We start from the raw sequence: 18,729 nt of genomic DNA on the forward strand, positions 1-18,729 counted from the left end.
AGGTGCATCCTTGATCAGTGGCAAAAGAAAAGTAGCCTGCATATACCTCGATTATAAGATGCACTCCCATAAAAGTGACTGTTTATCTATTAATACCGCTCGATAAAAAGCGCCGCCGAGACGCGCTACGCCCCTTGGGTAACTTACTGAATTGCAAGGCCACACAAGAAAGTTGCAGAAAATTCACAATATTGACCCCAACTGCGCCGATCTTCTTAAAGCTTGCTGACTCAAATCGATCACGTTACTATCGTCTTGCCTTATGGCACCTCATCAATGAATGCGAAAATCGCAACATGAAAAACTGAGGCACCCCGATGGGAGCATATACACGATTTATCCGAACAAGCTGCGCTGCCGCGCTACTCCTGTTTTTCACTGCCGGTCATGCATGGGCTGCCGAGCTTGAAGTTCAGGAAGGTGTAGCGTCTTTCTATAGTGACCGTTTTCAGGGTTCTCCTACGGCGAGTGGCGAGCCGTTTGATCAACAAGCACTCACTGCAGCCCACCCAACCCTTCCCTTTGGCACCAAGGTTTTGGTCACCCGCCCAGATACTGGGCAAGAAGTTGAGGTTCTCATCAACGATCGCGGCCCCTTTGTTCAGGGCAGGGTTATTGACCTTTCAAAACGTGCAGCACGCAAACTCGGCATGATTCAGCGCGGAGTCGTCCCCGTAATGGTCACCCAAGTAGATTAACGGATAACACACTCGCAAGCGTGTGATACCCCTTAAACCAACAGCGTCACTGCGCATATTGCTTAGCGACACATTTCGCTAATGAAGAGCGGCCCAACCAGGCCGCTTTTTGCTGGCAGCCCTACGGTTGGTACCATCATTAAATGCCACGTTCGAACGATTACCTGCTGTGTCTGACGCTTTAACTATGATGATTTGTTAACTGCTATAGCACTTTAATGATCTTTCCCCTAAAGCAGCTATTCTTTACGTTGATGGCTGTTCACAGGCTGGTGGACTTGAAAACAAGCTAACGGTCTCTCTTTTGAAAGGAAGCCAGCCTATGTCGTATATGCAGGAGGCACCTATGCAATCTCGTTTTTACACGCTGACCCACTACCCCGACGGTATGCCTGATCGCGAGCAATTTGCGCTGGAAACACAGACACTACCAGAGCTCGTTGATGGGGAAGTGCGTATACGTAACCATTGGCTATCAGTTGATCCCTACATGCGTGGGCGGATGAGCGGCTTTCGCACTTATATTGCCCCTTTTGAGTTGGGAACCCCCATGGAAGGTGGCGCTATTGGAGAAGTCATTGCCTCCAACCACCCAAAGGTTAAAGTAGGGAATAAAGTCAGTCACATGGGCGGCTGGCGGGATATTGCTCAGCTACCCGGTGATAGTGTCACTCCTCTTCCAGACAGTGATATTCCAGAGCAAGCCTATCTAGGTGTATTGGGCATGCCCGGCATGACAGCTTGGACAGGCCTAAATCTCATTGCTGAATGCAAACCAAGCGATAACGTATTGGTTAGCGCAGCGAGCGGAGCCGTTGGTTCACTGGCTGTGCAGCTTGCTAAAGCGAAAGGTTGTCATGTAGTGGGTATCGCGGGCGCTGCCCACAAGCTGGCATGGCTGGAGTCGTTAGGTGTCGAGCCAGTCAGTTACCGTGACCGAACTGCCCAAGAGTTAAGCGACGCCATCATGCTTGCCAGCCCCGACGGCATCGACGTTTATTTTGAGAACGTTGGAGGCATATGCCTGGAAGCGGCACTCAGCCAGCTTAACGAGGGAGCCCGTATCGCCTTATGCGGCATGATTGATGGCTACAACGCGAAAACCCCGACACCGGGCCCTAGCAATCTTGCGCAACTCATCGTACGTAAAGCAAAAATACAGGGGTTCATTGTCGCGGACCACTGGGCCAGCTATCGCTACTTCTTGAACGAAGTGACTCCACAGATAGCAGAGGGCAAACTGGACTATAAAGAGACGATACGAGAAGGCCTTGAAAGCACACCGGATGCCTTTTTAGAACTTTTCGAAGGTGCCAATACCGGCAAAATGCTGGTGAAGCTTATTTAATGTAGGCTAGCAACAGAACAGGGCGAGCCTTGGATCGCCCTGTTCTGCTAATCAATAGCGACTAGCGAAAAAATTAAAAACTAAGTTCCACGCCTCCATAAACACTTCGCCCTGGGGCTGGCTCATAAAAGCGGCCAAACGTGCCGTTTAAGCGCACATTAGCGTAGTGCTCTTCATCAAGCAGATTGCGCAGACCAAGATAAGCGCTTAGTCGCGTATCTTCGCTTAACTGCCAGCCATCGCCTATCCGCAGGTTGAGCAGCCAATAGCTATCTACCGTCGTCTCGTTGGCGTTATCTGCCACTAAATCACCGACATACTCAGTTTCCAACGTTGCAAAGCGCTGACCAAGGCTTTCCCAGGTCAATTGATTGACCCAGGTCTGTTCTGGCAGCCCAGGAATCCGGTTGCCATCAAAGCGCTCACTAGGTGTTGCAAACGTGTCGAACTCATAACGCGCGAGCGTTAAAGCGCTGTTAAGACGCCATTGGTCGGCAAGCTGCCAGCCCAGCGCCAGCTCTAGACCATCACGATTTGTATCACCTGCATTCTGATAGAAGGTACGGCCACCTTCATCATAGGGCACCAGTTCATCGCGCACGCGAACCGAAAATAGCGCGAGGTCGTAATCCATTGCCAACGGCTCAATATAGCCACGTAGCCCTATTTCACGGTTCCATGCTTTTTGCGGTTCAACAGCGGGGTTAAAGCCACCGCCTGACGGGTTGGCAAACTCAGAAAATGTCGGCGTTTCAAAGGCCGTCCCGGTATTTACATAAGCCTGATGCTGAGGACGATAGCGATAGCTTAGCCCCGCCGAGCCACTCCACTCGTTAAAGGTCCGCTTCCCGCTTTGATCTCCGTCGGCAAGAAACGCATCTTCAACGTCTAGCGCCACTCGGTCAAACCGCGCGCCCAGCGATAACGTAAGTTGCTCAGAAAGCGTCAGATCCCCTTGTGCGAAAACACCGCTGGCGGTGGCCGTTTGAGTCTCTTTGGCCAGTTGCTCCCCAACCACCCCTTGGGCATTTACGCGGTTACGAAAACGATCATCCTCTTGCCGTGCCATATCAACGCCCACAATATAATAGCTAAGCGGCAAACTCCCTAACGCCACCTCGTGATGATACTCAGCGCTTGCCCCCATATAGTCACGCTGATAGCCCAAACGACTACTGCCCACAAATGGAAGCTGTTGTTCAAAGCTACGCTTAGCAATAAAGCCTTTGAGATACAGCTCACCATCACCTACCGCTAAATCTTCGTACTGCAGGCCAAACAGCTGCTGATCGACACGCTGCCCCGCATCCAACGCGATCGAATTGGGCGCTGCCTGATCTCGCCTAGCGGCAACTTCACGGGCATTTAGCGCACCGGGATCTTCCGAACGAGGGTTCTCCAGCAGATTAATAATCGCGGTAACCGCCCGTTCACTGCCTAGTTCTCGACGCAGCTTTGCATTCAGCAAATACTTCTCGGTTGAGCTTTGTTCACGATAGCCATCAACGTTAAGCGCAGTCAGGCTAATATGGTGCGACCAATCGCCCTGTACACCGCCATTTTGCAGTGCCACTTTTTGATAACCATTGCTACCTGCGCCCACCCGCAGCCGCGTACCAGGGTTATCGCGTCCATCGGCGGTGGTCACAGCAATCACTCCGCCAGCCGCATTGCCATAAAGCACTGAAGACGGCCCACGGATCACCTCAATGCGCTCGGCGCTATCTAAATCGATGGCGTCCAACTGCGCTTGGCCATCTGGCAGCGTATAAGGAATGCCATCCACCATGACGGTAATCCCACGCACACCAAACGGAGCACGCGCGCCAAAGCCGCGAATAGCAATTCGCTGCCCTTGGGCGAAATTATCGCGGTTTTGTAAAAACACCCCAGGCACACGGTTAAGCGATTCATCCAACCTAACGCGCTGCTGACCTTGGGCAATCTCTTCACGTTCCAAGGTAGAAACAGCCGCAGGGGTTGCATATAACTCGCGTGCCAAACGTGGTGCGCTCACTTCCACTGCGGGCAACACCGCTTGCGTCTCGCTGGGCGTTTGTGCCCACACTGGGCCAACCAAAAGAGTACCAGCTAACAGCAGTGACAGTGGTAAATAGTCAGTCATAGCGTTTTTCCTGTTGAGACAACGACCGATTTTCACAGTCACATCACGCTATAGTGAAGCATTCGCTTTATCCATAGTAGCTAACTCAAACATTGGTAACGACGCTATGAACATGATCAACCCGAACAAGCTTCACCACAGCAAATGGACCGCCGTGGAGCCTCTGAATAAGGAGAAGCACTTCATCGTCACTAAGCTTTTACGTGATGAAGAAGAGAACGTAGTCGATGTGGTGATTGAAGCCATACACTCACATCGGGAAACCACCTTGCCCTGGCAAGAGCTGAAGAACCCTAGCGCCTGGAAAATAGGCTGGAAATAACCAACCGTGCGCGGGTACTCGTGAGAAATATTCACCAAAGGGTTTGACCCATCAGAAAAAGCATGCAACTATAGCGTCAGTGGTTAGCAAGCAGCATGGTTTCAGAAGTGTACGATCTATTTCGGCAGCCTGATATTGTATTCCTTGTTTCACCCGCTACTTTTCATCTGGGTAATACCAGGAACTTTATTACGGCGCATTAGCGCGAAGGATCTACATCATGGCAACTGGCACAGTTAAATGGTTTAACGACACTAAAGGTTTTGGTTTTATCGCTCCTTCTGACGGTGGCGACGACCTTTTTGCTCACTTCTCTGAAATTCAGTCTGACGGTTTCAAAACCCTTCAAGAAGGTGCTAACGTTTCTTTTGACGTTACCCAGGGTAAGAAAGGCCTTCAGGCTTCTAACATCAAGCAAATGTCCTAAGCCTTAACGGTTTAAGAATTTGCTCGAACCTTAACCGGTTCGGATAACAAGGCCCGCTTATGCGGGCCTTGTTGTGTTTGTGGGTTGAAAATAAAAGAGAGTGTCATTGAGAGAGTACGATTGGATTTTTAACACCCTCTTTTTCACTACTCTTTTTCGCTACTCTTCTTATGCCCGCCCTTTATTTCCGCTCGTATATCATTAGCCTGGCATCCACCGTCAGCGTTAACGCATTAAGCACCGCTGCACGTGCTCGGCCTTCCTGACTGGCGCGGTATAGATGTGGCGTCATCGCTAATAAATCACCAATCGAGTCTTGCCCTTCCAGCGCTATTTGATAGCTAAGTGACTCTGTGAACAACTGGGTAAAACCCTCCGGCACTTCCCGTTCGCTTATCGCGTCTGGCTTAAGCGTGGGATAAATCACCTCTCGCAGCTCACGCAAGTGCCCCGCCCCGGCTTCCACCTGCACCAACAGGCCACTCGGCTTTAATACCCGCGCAAATTCGTGATGCACTGGAAAGCCAAACATACACAGCACACTGTCGAGCGTTGCCGTTTGAACCGGCAAGTGCGCATTGCTGCCGACTACCCAACTACAGAGTGGCGATTGTTTATCATCTTGTTTGGCCGCCGACAGTACTGCCCACTTGGAAATATCTAGCCCCACCAGTGAAAGTGGCCGCGAATTCGATGCAGCACGAGATAGCTCACGTAAGTAATAGCCTTCACCGCAGCCAGCATCCAGGCAACCAAATAGCGAGCTAGCAGGTTGAGCCTCAGCATGGCTTAACAGATGTTTGCTTACGGCTTGAGCAATAGGCTGATAGTAGCCTGCTTCAAGAAACCGCTGCCTTGCCGCCACCATCAGCTTACTGTCGCCGGGATCGGTGGAACGCTTTTGCTGTACTGGAAGCAAGTTGACGTAACCTTGTTTGGCAACATCGAAGCTATGCCCAGCAGAGCAGCGCCAAGCACTACCTGCCAGATGAAGCGGCTTACCATCTAACGGACAGGCCAGCGCTTGAAAAGGAGTGCTATTCATAACAATGTAAGCTCATAAGATGGGTACTTTTATGGTATTCGGTCATAAAAACAGTTTTTATAAACTCTTATTTTGCTGGTACGACCCACGGGCAACATCTTTAAACAGCGTTGACTGCCATTGCCGAACAGCCAGCACCGAGGTGGTGCCAAAGCGCTGATGAATGGGCAGCCCGCTTTCTCGTTCACACAGGGCGTGAAATTCTTTCGCCAGCCGCTGCATCGTTTGCTGCCATTCCGCATTGCCCGCATGGGAAAGCAGGCCATTCAGTACCATCAGCTTTTCGCCGTCACTATCGAAATGAGAGTGAAAAAACTCCGTGGCAATATACTGCTGGAAAAAACGCTGAATAGGCCCACCAGGGCGCCAGCGAAAATTAGCGGCCAGACGCCGCCGGATTCGATTACCCGGCAAGAGGTCAATCAGCTTTAGTCGTTCTAGCGCCAGCAGCTGGCGAGTACACTGCGCCTCGCTGAGCCGGTATTGATGATGAATTTCATCAAACCGATAGCCGTTAATCACACACACAGCGACCAAAAACAGCTCACGATCATCGACAATGCTCTGCTCTTGCGCCTGGGTTAGCTCCTGTAAACGATGTGCTTCTTCTTGCATGGCTTGCACCAGCTCGGAAAATTCCAGGTTAAGCTGGTCGCAAATGCACTCTAGTCGCTCTAAGGTAATGTGCTGTTCAGCGAACAGCCGCTTGACCGAGGCCTCGCTTAGCCCAAGCCATATCGCCACATCAGCGTAGGTTTTACCCTGGGAGCGCAGCTGACGCTTTAAGGTATCGATAAGTGCACTTGTCTGAGACACATGACCTCCAGGCACACAAAGTAGCGTATAACGATACCTTAAAGCCCAAATAACACAACTTTAACCACCAGAGTTGCAACATTAGCTCCATTTACCGAAAGTGCCCTAACTTCTGGTTTACAAGGCGTCATTTCATGCAACCCTTACTACGCATCGCGGGCGTCTGGCCCTATCTGATTGCCATTTTCTTAAATGCCTTTGTGGATTTAGGGCATAAAATTGTTATTCAAAACACGATTTTTAAAAGCTACGACGGTGAAACCCAGGTGGTACTCACGGCACTGGTCAACGGGCTTATCCTTTTGCCATTTATTTTACTTTTTAGCCCAGCAGGCCATGTGGCAGATAGCTACCCCAAAGTGCGTATTCTACGGGTTTCCGCCTGGGCCGCCGTCGCCGTTTCACTGGGCATCACCGCCGCTTACTACCATGGCTGGTTTTGGCTGGCGTTTGCCATGACGCTGGTGCTGGCGATTCAATCGGCCTTTTACTCCCCCGCCAAATATGGCTTGGTGAAAGGATTGTTTGGCAAACCCCGCTTGGCAGAGGCTAATGGGCTTATCCAGGCCGTCACCATTGGTGCCATTTTGGCGGGCACCGTGGCCTTTACCGCCCTGTTCGAAAACTGGATTTTACCCAGCGCCCAAACACCCGGTGAGCTATTGCGCAGCATTGCCCCGCTGGGCTGGCTGCTGGTATTGAACAGCGTCATCCAAGTGATTGCGCTTTATCGCCTGAAGCTGGATAACGCGCAGCCCTCGACGACCCCGCTCACCTGGCAGCGCTATATAAAAGGCACCGCACTGAAAGACAACCTGAGCATTCTGGGCCGCCAACCGGTGCTGCGGCTGTCAATCATCGGCCTTGCGACCTTCTGGTCGGTGGGCCAGGTGCTACTCGCCGCGTTTCCCGCCTATGCCAAAGACGCACTCAACATTGATAACACCTTAGTGCTGCAAGGGATTCTTGCCGCTAGCGGTATTGGGATTGCGCTGGGTTCATTGCTGGCCAGCAAGCTATCGCGTAACCGCATTGAAACCGGTTTGATTCCATTAGGTGCCGTCGGCGTTGCGATTGGTCTGTGGTGCCTGCCACTGCTCACCACCCCCATCAGCCAAGCACTGAACTTTGTGTTGATTGGCATGATGGGCGGGCTCTTTATTGTACCGCTCAATGCACTGATTCAATTTCACGCGGCAGACCATGAACTAGGCACCGTGCTGGCTGCCAACAACTGGATCCAGAACCTCTCCATGCTGAGCTTTCTGGCGCTCACTGCACTGTTCGCCCTGGCAGGTGTGGATAGCCACTACCTGTTGCTGATCGTGGCTACCGTTGCCATGCTGGGCGGTGGTTACACCATTTTCAAACTGCCCCAAAGCCTGGTGCGCTTTCTCCTCAGCTTCCTGCTGACCCGCCGCTACCGTGTCGATGTGAATGGGCTGGAAAACCTACCCGCCCAAGGTGGCGTACTGCTGCTCGGCAACCATATCAGTTGGGTAGACTGGGCCATGGTGCAAATTGCCAGCCCCCGCCCAGTGCGCTTTGTCATGCTGAAAGATATTTATCAGCGCTGGTACTTACGTTGGTTTTTTAAGGCGCTGGGCTGTATTCCTATCGAACGCGGCACCGGTGCCGATAATGCCTTAGCCGCCGTTGCCGAACAGCTGAATAACGGTGAAGTGGTATGCCTGTTCCCCGAAGGCGCGATTAGCCGCAACGGCCAGTTAGGCGAGCTACGCCGAGGCTATGAACGCGCCTGTAAGCTGGCGAACCCAGAGGTACGTATTGTGCCGTTTTACCTGCGCGGGCTGTGGGGCAGCCAATTTTCTCGCTCGTCAAGCAAACTCAAAGAGCTGCGTAACGCACCTCTACATCGCTCAGTCGTCGTTGCGTTTGGCAAGCCGCTACCTAAAGACACCCCTGCCGACGTGCTCAAACGGCGCATCTTCGAACAAGCCACTAACTCGTGGCAACGTGCTATCGATGAACTGCCCTCGCTGCCCGACGCCTGGATTCGTAGCGTGAAACGTAACCTTGGCGCACAAGCACTCACCGATACCCTTAGCCACCCGCTGACGGCAGGCCAAGCGCTTACCGCCAGCCTGCTTATTGCAAAGCGCATTCATACGCTAACCTCTGGACAAAATGTGGGCCTACTGCTGCCCAATAGCAGCGTCGGAGTGCTGACCAATATGGCAACCCTTCTGGCTGGAAAAACGCTGGTCAACCTCAACTATCATGTTAACGACAGTCGTAACGACAGCCCCCATAACACCTTGAACAACACTCTATTGTCTGCGGCACTCACCCAAGCCAACATCGACACCGTGTTTACCTCGCGCCACTTCGTCGAAAAACTCCAGCAGCAAGGGCTGAACGCCAGCTCACAGCTGGCAAATACTCAGACGATTTACCTGGAAGACCTGCAAGCGGGTATCCGCCCTCTTGAACGCGTCAGCGCATGGCTTGCCGTTCGCCTGCTGCCTACGTGGCTGCTTCAACGCCTTTACTGCCGCAGTAAGGATGCCGATGCCACCGCCGCCATTGTGTTTCCAAGCAAAAACGAAGAACAACCGAAAGGCGTCATGCTGAGCCACCGTAACCTGATGGCCAATATCAAGCAGACCTCTGATGTACTGAATACCCAGCATGACGATGTGGTGATGGGCTCGCTGCCCCTGTTTCATGCCTTTGGTCTCACCGTTACCCAACTGCTGCCACTTATCGAAGGCCTGCCGCTGGTCTGCCATGCGGATCCAAACGATCCTCCTGGCATTGCCAGTGCTGTCTCCAAGCACAAGGCTACCCTGATGTTTGGCACCTCAGACTTTCTAAAACGCTTGAACCACAGCTCAAACGTGCATCCACTCATGCTGGAAAGCCTACGAGCTGTAGTGATCAGTGCCGAAAAATTAGATGAACAGGTATGTAGCGACTTCGCTCTAAAATTCCATAAGCCTATTTATAAAGGCTACGGGGCAACCGAAACCGCTCCAGTGGCATCGGTCAACCTGCCGGATGCGCTGGGCGCTCATTACCAGAAGATACAGCAAGGCAGTAAAGCGGGCACCGTGGGCATGCCGCTCCCCGGCACCAGCGTTAAGATCGTTGAGCCGGAAAGCTTTGCGGAACAGCCTACCGGAGAAGCAGGTATGATTTTGATCAGCGGTCCCCAGGTGATGCAGGGCTACCTAAACGACCCTAAACGCACCGCCGCCGCCATTAAAGAACTCGACGACCAGCGCTGGTTTGTCACCGGTGACAAAGGGTTTATCGATGAAGATGGCTTTTTGACGCTACTTTTAGGTTCAGAGCGACCATAAGATTGAGAATGGCATTTTGGGAATTCAACTACCGCTCTCCTAGTGAATTCTGTATCGCCTCTACTATCGGGGCAAAGAAGTAGCTAATAATTCTTCTATCATCGGTTATCGCGTCAACTTTCGCGGTCATACCAGGACGCAAATATAGATGCTCAGAACCCACCTCAAGATAGTTTTTTTCAGGCTGAATTCTGACAACGTAATGCCACTTTCCCTCTTTGGTCTCGGAAGAGTCTGCCGCAATATCAGAAACCACGCCCGATATAAAGCCAAACCTTTCTGATGGATAAGCAGAGAGCCGAATATTAGCTTGCTGACCAACTTTCATGAAACCTATATCCTGGTTTGAAAATGCCCCCTCAACTTCCACTTCAATCCCCATTGGCACAATACGAAGCAGTTCCGCCCCTGCTTCTGCCACACCGCCTACTGTAAAAACGTTAAGCTGATCAACAACACCAGACGCGGGCGCCTCAAGCGTTGCAGCTTCCACCCGGCGAGTTGCAGCACGCCTTTTTTCAGCGAGCGTGGCAAGGCGTGAATCAACCTCCGCTCGCCTATCAAGCAGAGAACTGCGAAGATCACTCTTAACTCGACGGCGCTCACTTTCCAATGCCATGCGCTCGGCTGATTTTTGATCTAGTTCGCTTCGATAAACGCTACGTTCGCTTTCCAGCCTGGTGAAACCTTCTTGTACATCAAGGAGATCAGATTGGCTGGTTGCTCCTCGTTGCACTAGCTGTTCAATGGCCTGTAAACGCTCTGATTGAATGTCGAGCACCGCATTAATCCGAGCAATATTCGCCGCAGTGACAGCTTCCGAACGCCGATTAGTTTCTTCACGGGCATCGATCTGTTCTAGTGATGTCAATAGATCATTCACTTCAGCCAACAATAATTTGTATTGCTCTTCCGCGAACACATGTTCAGCCAAATCGCGAGGAAGATTGAACCCAGCAAGCGTCTGATCGATAAAATCAGGTGTAGCTGGATCCCTATCAATAGCATCTACCATCGCATCAATTCGCGCCATCTCGATACGAAGCCTATCCTGCTCCGCCTGAATGGTTCCCAGCTCGGTCAAAGACTCTGTAGGATCCAACTCTATTAGCACATCGCCCTTCTCAACAGAATCTCCATTTTTAATGTGAATAGCTGTAATTCGCCCAGGGAACTCAGGCTGAACAACCTGAACTCGGCTGATGGGAAGCACACGCCCTTCGCCCTTAGCAACTACTTCAATCTTCAGTACAACTGAAAGCACGAGAATAATGGCAAAGACGGCGAGGGTAAAAAAAATCGTTCCATGCAGTGTCGGTGACCGGATATGCATAGGTTCAGGGTAATGAGTCACGATAAAGCCTCAAAATCAACAATCTGGTCAGGCGCTTCGAAGATGCTTGGATTGTGCGTGATTATAATCAGCGTTGTTTCATGCTTGAGCTTATGAAGCTCCGTTGCCATCTGACGCTGAGACTGTGCGTCAAGGGCGCTCGTCGGTTCATCAAGAATAATAACCCTTGGTCTACGAACCAAAGATCGCGCTATCGCAACCCGTTGCCTCTGCCCTCCTGACAGTGCAGAACCACGCTCACCAACGTCGGTGTCAAGCCCTTGGGGCAACTGCGCCACCAATTTATCTGCCGCTGAAATCTGTAATGCTCGGTTAATCTCCTCATCCGAAGCATACTCATCTCCAAAAATGAGGTTGTCTCTTATAGTACCTGCAAACAGATACGGCTCTTGGGGCACATAAGCAATCTGTGTCCTGACGTCATGCGGCTCATATTGGGCAATATTTTCTCCACCCAAGCGTATTTCACCACCGTCTGGGACATCAATGCCGGAGGCAAGCCGTCCAAAAGTGGATTTTCCAATCCCAGAAGGACCAACAACCAAGGTCAAGGTATTAGGCTCAGCACAGAAATTAAAGTGGCGCAGAACAGCACTCGAAGGAGAGTAATGAAACTCAACGTTACAGAACTCTAAACGCGCCTCAATATTGGTTGGCATTCGAGGTAGCACACTAAAAGGCTCCATTGGCGAGTTCACGATATCGCCTAAACGTTGACGCGATACACGCACGTTTTGCCACTCCTCCCATAAGCCTGAAAAGCGCTCGATAGGTTCGGTCACCTTACCAGCCAAAAGATGGAAGGCAATCAACTGTCCGAGAGTCATGTCACCAGCAAAAACAAACTGTGCGCCAAAATAGATAATGCTAATGGTGATCGCTTGCTGAATAATAAACAGCAGCTTACTACTCCAAATTTGTAAAAGCCCTACACGATAAGAGGCATTCAGGCTGGTATGCAGCGTTTTATCCAACCGCTCTAACACCTTCTTCTCTGCGCTCAGTGCCTTGATTGAATCGATACCAGAAATACTTTCGACCATCTGGTTCTGATGCTGTGCGCCAGCATCAAATTCAGCACGCAGGCGGCGGCGCAAAAAGGGGCCAAAACCAAAATAGATCAGAAACTGAACAGGCAAGGCTACCAAAATAATCAGCGTCAGCGGCACCGACAAGGTGAACAACACGCCGATGTAGATGAACACAAAGACCACATCTAGCAGTACTCCTGTTGTTGTTCCAACCAAAAAGGCGCGTATTGTGTCCGTTTCGCCGACACGAGCCATACTTTCACCCACCGACCACTTGCGAAAATGACTAAACGGCAGTTTAAACTGATGGTCAAATATTCTGGCACCCAGCTCGCGGGTGACACGATTAGCAACCAATAACCCCAACAGGTCGGATAGCACCTCAAACCCGAGCTGAAAAAGGCTGACAGCCACAAATATAGCGGCAATCACAAGCAAGGACGCTTCCCGCTGAAAAGGCAGAATGCGATCAATGATCACCTGGAAGATGAAAGGCTCAACCAGGCCGATCAAACGCAAACAGATAGCCAGAAAAATCAGCTCAATATATAACGGTGTAAACTTCCACAGCGTCTTACCGAACCAGGAGAGAGCAATCTCGCCGGATTTGTCATGCGTACGATCCATCATCATCAGCAGCCAGCGGCTTCACGCGGGGTAATGATCACACACGCTTCAGGCAACGCATCCGCATCGGGTGAGACGGCAATAACAATAAACTCATCTGCGCTGGGGAAGGCGGTATCTAAACGCTCATTAAGTGACGCCTCTGTTACCGCCTCAAGCTCCTGTTTTAGTGAACGCTCTACCGGATGCTCATCCAAGGCACTTTCCAGAGCGCTGTTGGCCTGCACCATCACCCGATCGGCCACCTCCGAGAAGTGTGATGCCAAGGGCGCTTTATGGTCAGCCAAATCGCCTTCCAGTCCGTTTTGCCGGAAATTGGCGTACGCCTCACGAACCACCGCTTCGGCCTCTGCCATTTGGTTGGTATCCACCTCTCCGGCCATGAAGAGAATCCGGTGTTCGCGCGTATAATTATTCACCCCCGCGCCAAAACCATAGCTGGCACGAAGTTGCGTGCGCACGGCATCAAAGAGAACGCTTTGGTCATCGCTACCCAGGGCATGCGTCAGCAGCAAGTCTTCAACTTCGCCGCCATCTCGGGTTGGTGGTAGCGGCGCAATAAACGCCAGCGTTGACACTTCCGCTTGTGGCATGTGGAGCAGAATTCGGCGGGGTGTGAAATCAGGCGAGACGTTTCGTTTCACCTCACGCCCCTGTTCCGGCAACCCTGCCAATAGCGTATCCAAGGCTTCCCCTGCTGAACGGGCATCGATATCACCCGCCACGGCAACGGCTTCCGGGGAGCGCGTAAAGGTCTCAGCATGCCAGGCAGTAATATCGTCGCGAGTAAGTTCATCCAGTGGATTCAGGTCATACAGAGATAATGCATTACGCAAGGGGTGCTCACCAAACACCGCCCAACGGATGGCCTCAAACCCGGCAGCGCCTGGCTGTGCACGCTCCTCCCTCACGCCCTGAGTAATGCCATCACTGATCCGGTCCAACCATGATTGCCCTAGCAAGGGGGCGCGCAAGTGGGCGTTGGCAATCTCGACGACCTCGTTGATGTCATCGCGTTCAAAGACCAGCTCACCCACAATATGATCATTTGCGCTACCATATAAACCGCCTTCAGTGTTCAGATCAGCCAGCTGTTCTGCTGCCTCTCCTTCTGGGTAACCCTCGGCACCTCCAGCAAGAATCATTTCTGCTCCTACCAGCGCTGCGGCGGGATTGGTATTCTCACGGTATGCCCAGTCCGTCGGCCAGGCAGCCTGAACAGCCACATCGTCACTGTCAGGCATAGCAAGCAAGGTAAACTCAATGCCCTCCGGGCTGACTTCGTTACTGGCGGAAGGGGTACTCCCATTGGTTTCTTCTGCAGAACAGGCAGCCAAGCTGATAACCATGGCCGTCAGTGGTATCAATCGAATCATTCAAACCTCTCCTTGGGGCCGATAAACGCAACGGCCGTTCGTCCGTTTCCGGCGATGGTATTTAAAAGGGTGTTGATCCTTTGATGTGAAAGCTGTTGTTCCAGGCGCTTCACATCAGAAAGTGGCAAGGGTTGCCGCAGTGCCGCGACCCTCTCCAGGGTGTAATCTGCCATCCAGCGGGCGGCGTCATCGTCGTCCTCCCAGTCAGGCCAGAAGTCCTCAAAACGGTTTAAAACCCGCTGATAGGTTTCATCGGGAATGCCCGTATCAGAAATCTCAGCCAGCGTATCCCTGAAAGCTTTTTGCACAGCCCTCAGGGATACGCCCCTGTCAGGGGCTGCCCTAAATCTAAGCTCGATGTGACGCTCGTCAAGGGGCCAGGCCTGCACATCAAAGCCACGTGCAATGGCATTATCAAAACGCAACGGCCCGGCAAGCCCCCCGGCTAGGTTGGTGTTGAGAATATCCGCGAGCAGCAAGGCATGTGCTTCCAGCAGGTCAAAGGGGATAGACTCAGGCAGCGCCGCCACGTGCCGCAGAATGACTCGCGCAGAGGCCTCTTTCTCCGGGTAACGCAGCAGGGTATCGGCAGGTTTAGCCAGCTCGAACGTTGGAGGCTGGCTTTCGGCGTCAGCGCTTTGTTTCGCGGGCCAATCGACAGTCTTCAGCGCTCGACTAACTTCCCGCTCAGTCACACCACCAGTGACCACCAGGGTGGCATTTTCTGGACGGTGGGTAGCGGCATGCAACGCACGGGCGTCATCGTAGCTGAACCCACGGATGTCATCTGGCGTGCCCAGCACTGAAGAGGCAATGTTATTTCCCGCATAGAGAAATGCACTCATCGCCTCCGCCGCTTGTGCATCTGGCTTATCAACCATATGAGCTTCATATTCGCGCAAAATGATCTCCCGCTCTTCGGCAGCAAACTTAGCTGGAACTTCAAGAGGCTCAAAAAGACCTGAAAGGGTTTGCAGTAAATCGTCCAGTTCGTCGGGCTTACCGGACAGCCAATAACCGACTGCATAGGGGTTAGTCCAGGCATTGGAATGCCTGTTTGCGCTGCGTTGTTTGGCACCCACCGTGTTTAACCAGGCAAGATGCTCGACATAGTGTGCAAGTCCGGAAGCTAGACTTCGGTGCCCGAAAACGACATGAGCATAAACCTCACTTGCCTCAGCACTCTGGACATAAACGTGGTGATCCTGACTCTCGAAAAAAACATTAACAAGCCAAAATAGGGGCAGAGCGACAATGGCGATTAACCACCATCCCGAAAACCGTATCAACGCTTTAACAGTCATTATAAATCAAACTTATTTTTTAACGCCCTCCCTATAAAACCAAGAGCCTCATATAAAAAGAAGGCTGTTAAAAAAACCGTCAAATACTTGACATAAAAAAAACCCTCACCATCTAAAAAGTCAAAAAAAATTGTTATTAACACAACCACAGCTGCAGTTTTTAACCCACCTTTTATTCTTCTATACATTTAACTTCCAGATAAGTTTACAAAATCACCAATCATGAACTTACCACCAAAACTAAAACTGGGCTAACATATCAACCTACCATACAGGTCCATAATTTAAAAATTCAAAACAGCCAGCATGCTCCGTTATTTTTTTGATTTTTTTTCAAGAAATACAAAAAACTCATACGCCAAAATTGTAGCTAGAAATAACGATATAGAACGGATAATACTAACCCCTCCTTCATCCCCAAAGTCAAAAATCATAGACATAACTGTAAGCGTGACTGCAAGCTTTACACCCTTTTCACTAACCTTCCACATAAAGCCTCCACAAGTGTGGAAGGAGGTTATCACCCTCCCTCCATCACTTTTGCTGAGAATTTAAATTAAGTTTATACTGAAACTAGAAAAATGACGTTCCAAATCCCCAGGCAGCTCCAGCTGTCCGGCTTAAATGGCCCCCAGCTACTGTCATCGCTCCAGTTTTTACGGCTTGTTCCTGACCCGAGGTTACAGGCCCACGACTAGGGGCATTTACTCCACCCAAGTTACCTGGATCGCTTCCGCCGCCTGGGCCACCATAAGGCCTACTACGACTTCCGTGGGTGCTTCCCATGGTATTGCCTCCAGCTGCATTACCACCACCGCCGCCAAAGCTAGTCGAGCTGTATAGGTCAGTCATTGACGTCTGATAAATATCTTTCATGTTTCATTTCCTTCTGGTTGCGGGTCGTATCTGTTATCGTCTCCGCTGTCGTTGTTTGCTGGGTTTGGCTACCCAGCGGCTTCACAGGGTGGAGAGATCTCACCATCTCTCCACCCACTCCCGCCTACTGCTGCGGGAAAAACTCTGATATCCCTTTTCGCTTACGGCGCAAATTCACTCCCGTCCATCGATTGATGCTACGTACTGAACCATCACTGCGGCGGCGCAGGCTTGTGGCAACTTCGTTGGGAAAATGGTGGTGCGTCATGTCATAAAGCACTTCTCTTATATTGCCGTAAGGCGTTATCCAATCGTTAAAAAACAACCGGTCACCGCTCGTCCACTCATCCTGGCCTAACGCACGCCCAGTGACATGCACATCACGCTCAACGTGCTCCGAGAGCCAAGCCCAGGTCACCATGCCGGTTGGCAAGCCTTCAGACGTCACATAAAAACGCACCTGGTTGCAGGAAAGTGGCGGCAGAATTTCCGTGCACAAATAGCCACCCAATTTAAACTTCCGATGGTATTCAGGCTGGGCCATTAGTTCGAGCGCATAACCAACGCTGGTGTAGTAATCAATGCTCACCATACCAGCATCTCCTTGGAAGCGTTTCGCGTGTAACTCGCGTCAACACCTTTCGTCGTACTGATGTACTGCTCAAGCGCGCGTTGTAAGTTAAGGCGATTATTCGGCAGTGCCGTCTGACACGTTAGCACCAGATTATTCTCTGAATTTGACTCGATCCAGGTTGTGTAACCCACCGGCTTCATGTCGTTATCTAATGCAATAAAGGCTGTTCGCGCTTGCAAGTGATCTAATAGATTCAGATAGTAACTTTCAATACATTGGTAAGACGCTTTACGCGAGGATTCAATATCCAACAGCGCCATAACACCCAAGCTTTGATATACACCAACGACGGGGTGCTCAGCATCTGATGGCTGCAAAACCGGAAAGGGATTTTCCATCTCTGTAGCAAAGCTGGCCATTTCATCGATGGGCAAATGCGCCATGGCTTCTTTACCGCTTGAGAACAGCTTGCATACCGATTCATTATTCGCAATAGAAAACATCTGCACGGCGGCCAATCGTGCTAACGGATAATTTTGGTAGTAATGATAAGAAAGCTCGGGGTGGTTTAACGCATCTATCAGAAGGTCGACACAGTCACCCAGGTAAAAACTGTTTTCGCTATGCCAAACATCTAACAGTGGGCCGTGAAGATATGGTACATGCGTTTCCACATAGTCCAGTAAAAGCAGCTCACCAATAAATGCGCATGTTTCTCGAGCGACTGGCGGCATTAGCTCATGGTTCGATAAAAGTATCTGTAGTGCATGAGCGGCTTCGTGAGCGAGACAGAGGAGGTCTTCAGGCTGCCCGCGCCAGTCCATTAAAATGACGGGGGGCTCACCACTACCTTGGCAGATAGTATAGGGAGCTTCTTCACTCGCGCTCAGCGCTCGAAACTCAACATGGTTACACAACAGATGCCGCACTTCGCTCTCGTTATCGAAGACACTAACCAATGCGGGAACAACAAAATTTCTATAACATCTTTCTTGAGAGGACAGCTTATTGCTTATAAAAGCATTTTCCAAAGATGCTTTCCTATCTGTGTTTAAAGGAGGAGGAAGGTGCTCAAATTTTCCTGGACCAAAGGACGCGATAATACCCTTTACCCGGGGTGCGCTCAATCCATGAAGCGTTAACCAATCAGTACACGTAAACATGCTTCCCTCGTTTCGTCCCTTGAAAACATAAATGCCATCCAAGCAAATACCACACCTTTGTCTTTTTATAACTCCAAAACACTTCACAAGCTGAATAGCAAAGCTAGAATAAAAACCATATATCGCATATTCAGTAACTAAGGCGACAGCCAAAGTGTGGCATCTATAGACGTAGTAGGTCTGTAAGATATCTCTGAGAATATTGTAGGACTTATCTTACAACTTTCGTAGAAAAGCGAACCCAGTGACCCAGTGCTATATCTATAGCCAGTAAGATATGCACCGACGTCACCCCATGCTATCGACACCTCCCCATC

At 51.0% G+C, this 18,729-nt stretch carries 15 protein-coding genes; 5 read left to right on the forward strand and 10 right to left on the reverse strand.

From position 1 onward, the window contains the following. Positions 1-317 precede the first annotated feature (317 nt). Together HZS79_RS08635 and HZS79_RS08640 are read left to right on the forward strand one after the other, a co-directional pair. The gene (locus HZS79_RS08635; protein WP_179927613.1) at positions 318-698 is read left to right on the forward strand and encodes a septal ring lytic transglycosylase RlpA family protein; all 381 of its coding nucleotides are present in this window, start codon (positions 318-320) and stop codon (positions 696-698) included. A gap of 346 nt (positions 699-1,044) precedes the next feature. Continuing rightward, the gene (locus tag HZS79_RS08640) at positions 1,045-2,046 is read left to right on the forward strand and encodes an NADP-dependent oxidoreductase (protein ID WP_179927614.1); all 1,002 of its coding nucleotides are present in this window, start codon (positions 1,045-1,047) and stop codon (positions 2,044-2,046) included. 73 nt (positions 2,047-2,119) lie between these two features. Here HZS79_RS08640 and HZS79_RS08645 read toward each other — a convergent pair whose 3' ends face one another. Next, positions 2,120-4,171: a TonB-dependent receptor family protein gene (locus HZS79_RS08645; protein ID WP_179927615.1), complete on the reverse strand. Its 2,052-nt coding sequence runs from the start codon at positions 4,169-4,171 to the stop codon at positions 2,120-2,122. Positions 4,172-4,277: 106 nt separating this feature from the next. On the opposite strand from HZS79_RS08645, the gene HZS79_RS08650 reads away from it, so the two are divergent. Beyond that, on the forward strand, positions 4,278-4,493 hold the full coding sequence (locus HZS79_RS08650) for a TIGR02450 family Trp-rich protein (protein ID WP_162220027.1): 216 nt from the start codon (positions 4,278-4,280) through the stop codon (positions 4,491-4,493). Positions 4,494-4,713: 220 nt separating this feature from the next. Further along, complete coding sequence (locus HZS79_RS08655) at positions 4,714-4,920, forward strand: cold-shock protein (protein ID WP_009722287.1); 207 nt, start codon at positions 4,714-4,716, stop codon at positions 4,918-4,920. A 181-nt stretch (positions 4,921-5,101) separates the two neighbouring features. Here HZS79_RS08655 and HZS79_RS08660 read toward each other — a convergent pair whose 3' ends face one another. Together HZS79_RS08660 and HZS79_RS08665 are read right to left on the reverse strand one after the other, a co-directional pair. Further along, the gene (locus HZS79_RS08660; protein WP_179927616.1) at positions 5,102-5,965 is read right to left on the reverse strand and encodes a putative RNA methyltransferase; all 864 of its coding nucleotides are present in this window, start codon (positions 5,963-5,965) and stop codon (positions 5,102-5,104) included. 57 nt (positions 5,966-6,022) lie between these two features. Continuing rightward, entirely contained in the window at positions 6,023-6,781 is a 759-nt protein-coding gene (locus tag HZS79_RS08665) for a helix-turn-helix domain-containing protein (RefSeq protein WP_162220025.1), read from the reverse strand. A 134-nt stretch (positions 6,782-6,915) separates the two neighbouring features. Here HZS79_RS08665 and HZS79_RS08670 point away from each other — a divergent pair, with 134 nt between their 5' ends. Next, a complete protein-coding gene (locus HZS79_RS08670; protein ID WP_179927617.1) occupies positions 6,916-10,107 on the forward strand; it encodes an acyl-[ACP]--phospholipid O-acyltransferase in 3,192 nt (1,063 codons plus the stop codon). 28 nt (positions 10,108-10,135) lie between these two features. On the opposite strand, the gene HZS79_RS08675 is transcribed toward HZS79_RS08670, so the two are convergent. The 7 genes from HZS79_RS08675 to HZS79_RS08705 all read right to left on the reverse strand — a co-directional run bounded on the left by HZS79_RS08675 (position 10,136) and on the right by HZS79_RS08705 (position 18,454). Further along, complete coding sequence (locus HZS79_RS08675) at positions 10,136-11,461, reverse strand: HlyD family type I secretion periplasmic adaptor subunit (protein ID WP_179927618.1); 1,326 nt, start codon at positions 11,459-11,461, stop codon at positions 10,136-10,138. Beyond that, entirely contained in the window at positions 11,458-13,122 is a 1,665-nt protein-coding gene (locus HZS79_RS08680; protein WP_218927969.1) for a peptidase domain-containing ABC transporter, read from the reverse strand. The genes HZS79_RS08675 and HZS79_RS08680 overlap by 4 nt, the downstream gene beginning before the upstream one ends. A 2-nt stretch (positions 13,123-13,124) precedes the next feature. After that, the gene (locus HZS79_RS08685; protein WP_179927619.1) at positions 13,125-14,495 is read right to left on the reverse strand and encodes a M16 family metallopeptidase; all 1,371 of its coding nucleotides are present in this window, start codon (positions 14,493-14,495) and stop codon (positions 13,125-13,127) included. Further along, the gene (locus tag HZS79_RS08690) at positions 14,492-15,799 is read right to left on the reverse strand and encodes a M16 family metallopeptidase (RefSeq protein ID WP_179927620.1); all 1,308 of its coding nucleotides are present in this window, start codon (positions 15,797-15,799) and stop codon (positions 14,492-14,494) included. Before HZS79_RS08690 ends, HZS79_RS08685 begins: the two co-directional genes overlap by 4 nt. Before the next feature lie 573 nt (positions 15,800-16,372). Further along, positions 16,373-16,675, reverse strand: a complete 303-nt coding sequence (locus HZS79_RS08695; protein WP_179927621.1) for a hypothetical protein — start codon at positions 16,673-16,675, stop codon at positions 16,373-16,375. Between the two features lie 124 nt (positions 16,676-16,799). Beyond that, positions 16,800-17,267 carry a toxin-activating lysine-acyltransferase gene (locus tag HZS79_RS08700; protein WP_179927622.1) on the reverse strand — a complete coding sequence of 156 codons (468 nt, stop codon included), beginning with the start codon at positions 17,265-17,267 and terminating at the stop codon, positions 16,800-16,802. Beyond that, positions 17,261-18,454: a hypothetical protein gene (locus tag HZS79_RS08705; RefSeq protein ID WP_179927623.1), complete on the reverse strand. Its 1,194-nt coding sequence runs from the start codon at positions 18,452-18,454 to the stop codon at positions 17,261-17,263. The genes HZS79_RS08700 and HZS79_RS08705 overlap by 7 nt, the downstream gene beginning before the upstream one ends. Between the last annotated feature and the right edge of the window lie 275 nt (positions 18,455-18,729).

It is taken from the genome of Vreelandella zhaodongensis (assembly GCF_013415115.1).
GTDB classification, from domain to species: Bacteria; Pseudomonadota; Gammaproteobacteria; order Pseudomonadales; family Halomonadaceae; genus Vreelandella; species Vreelandella zhaodongensis.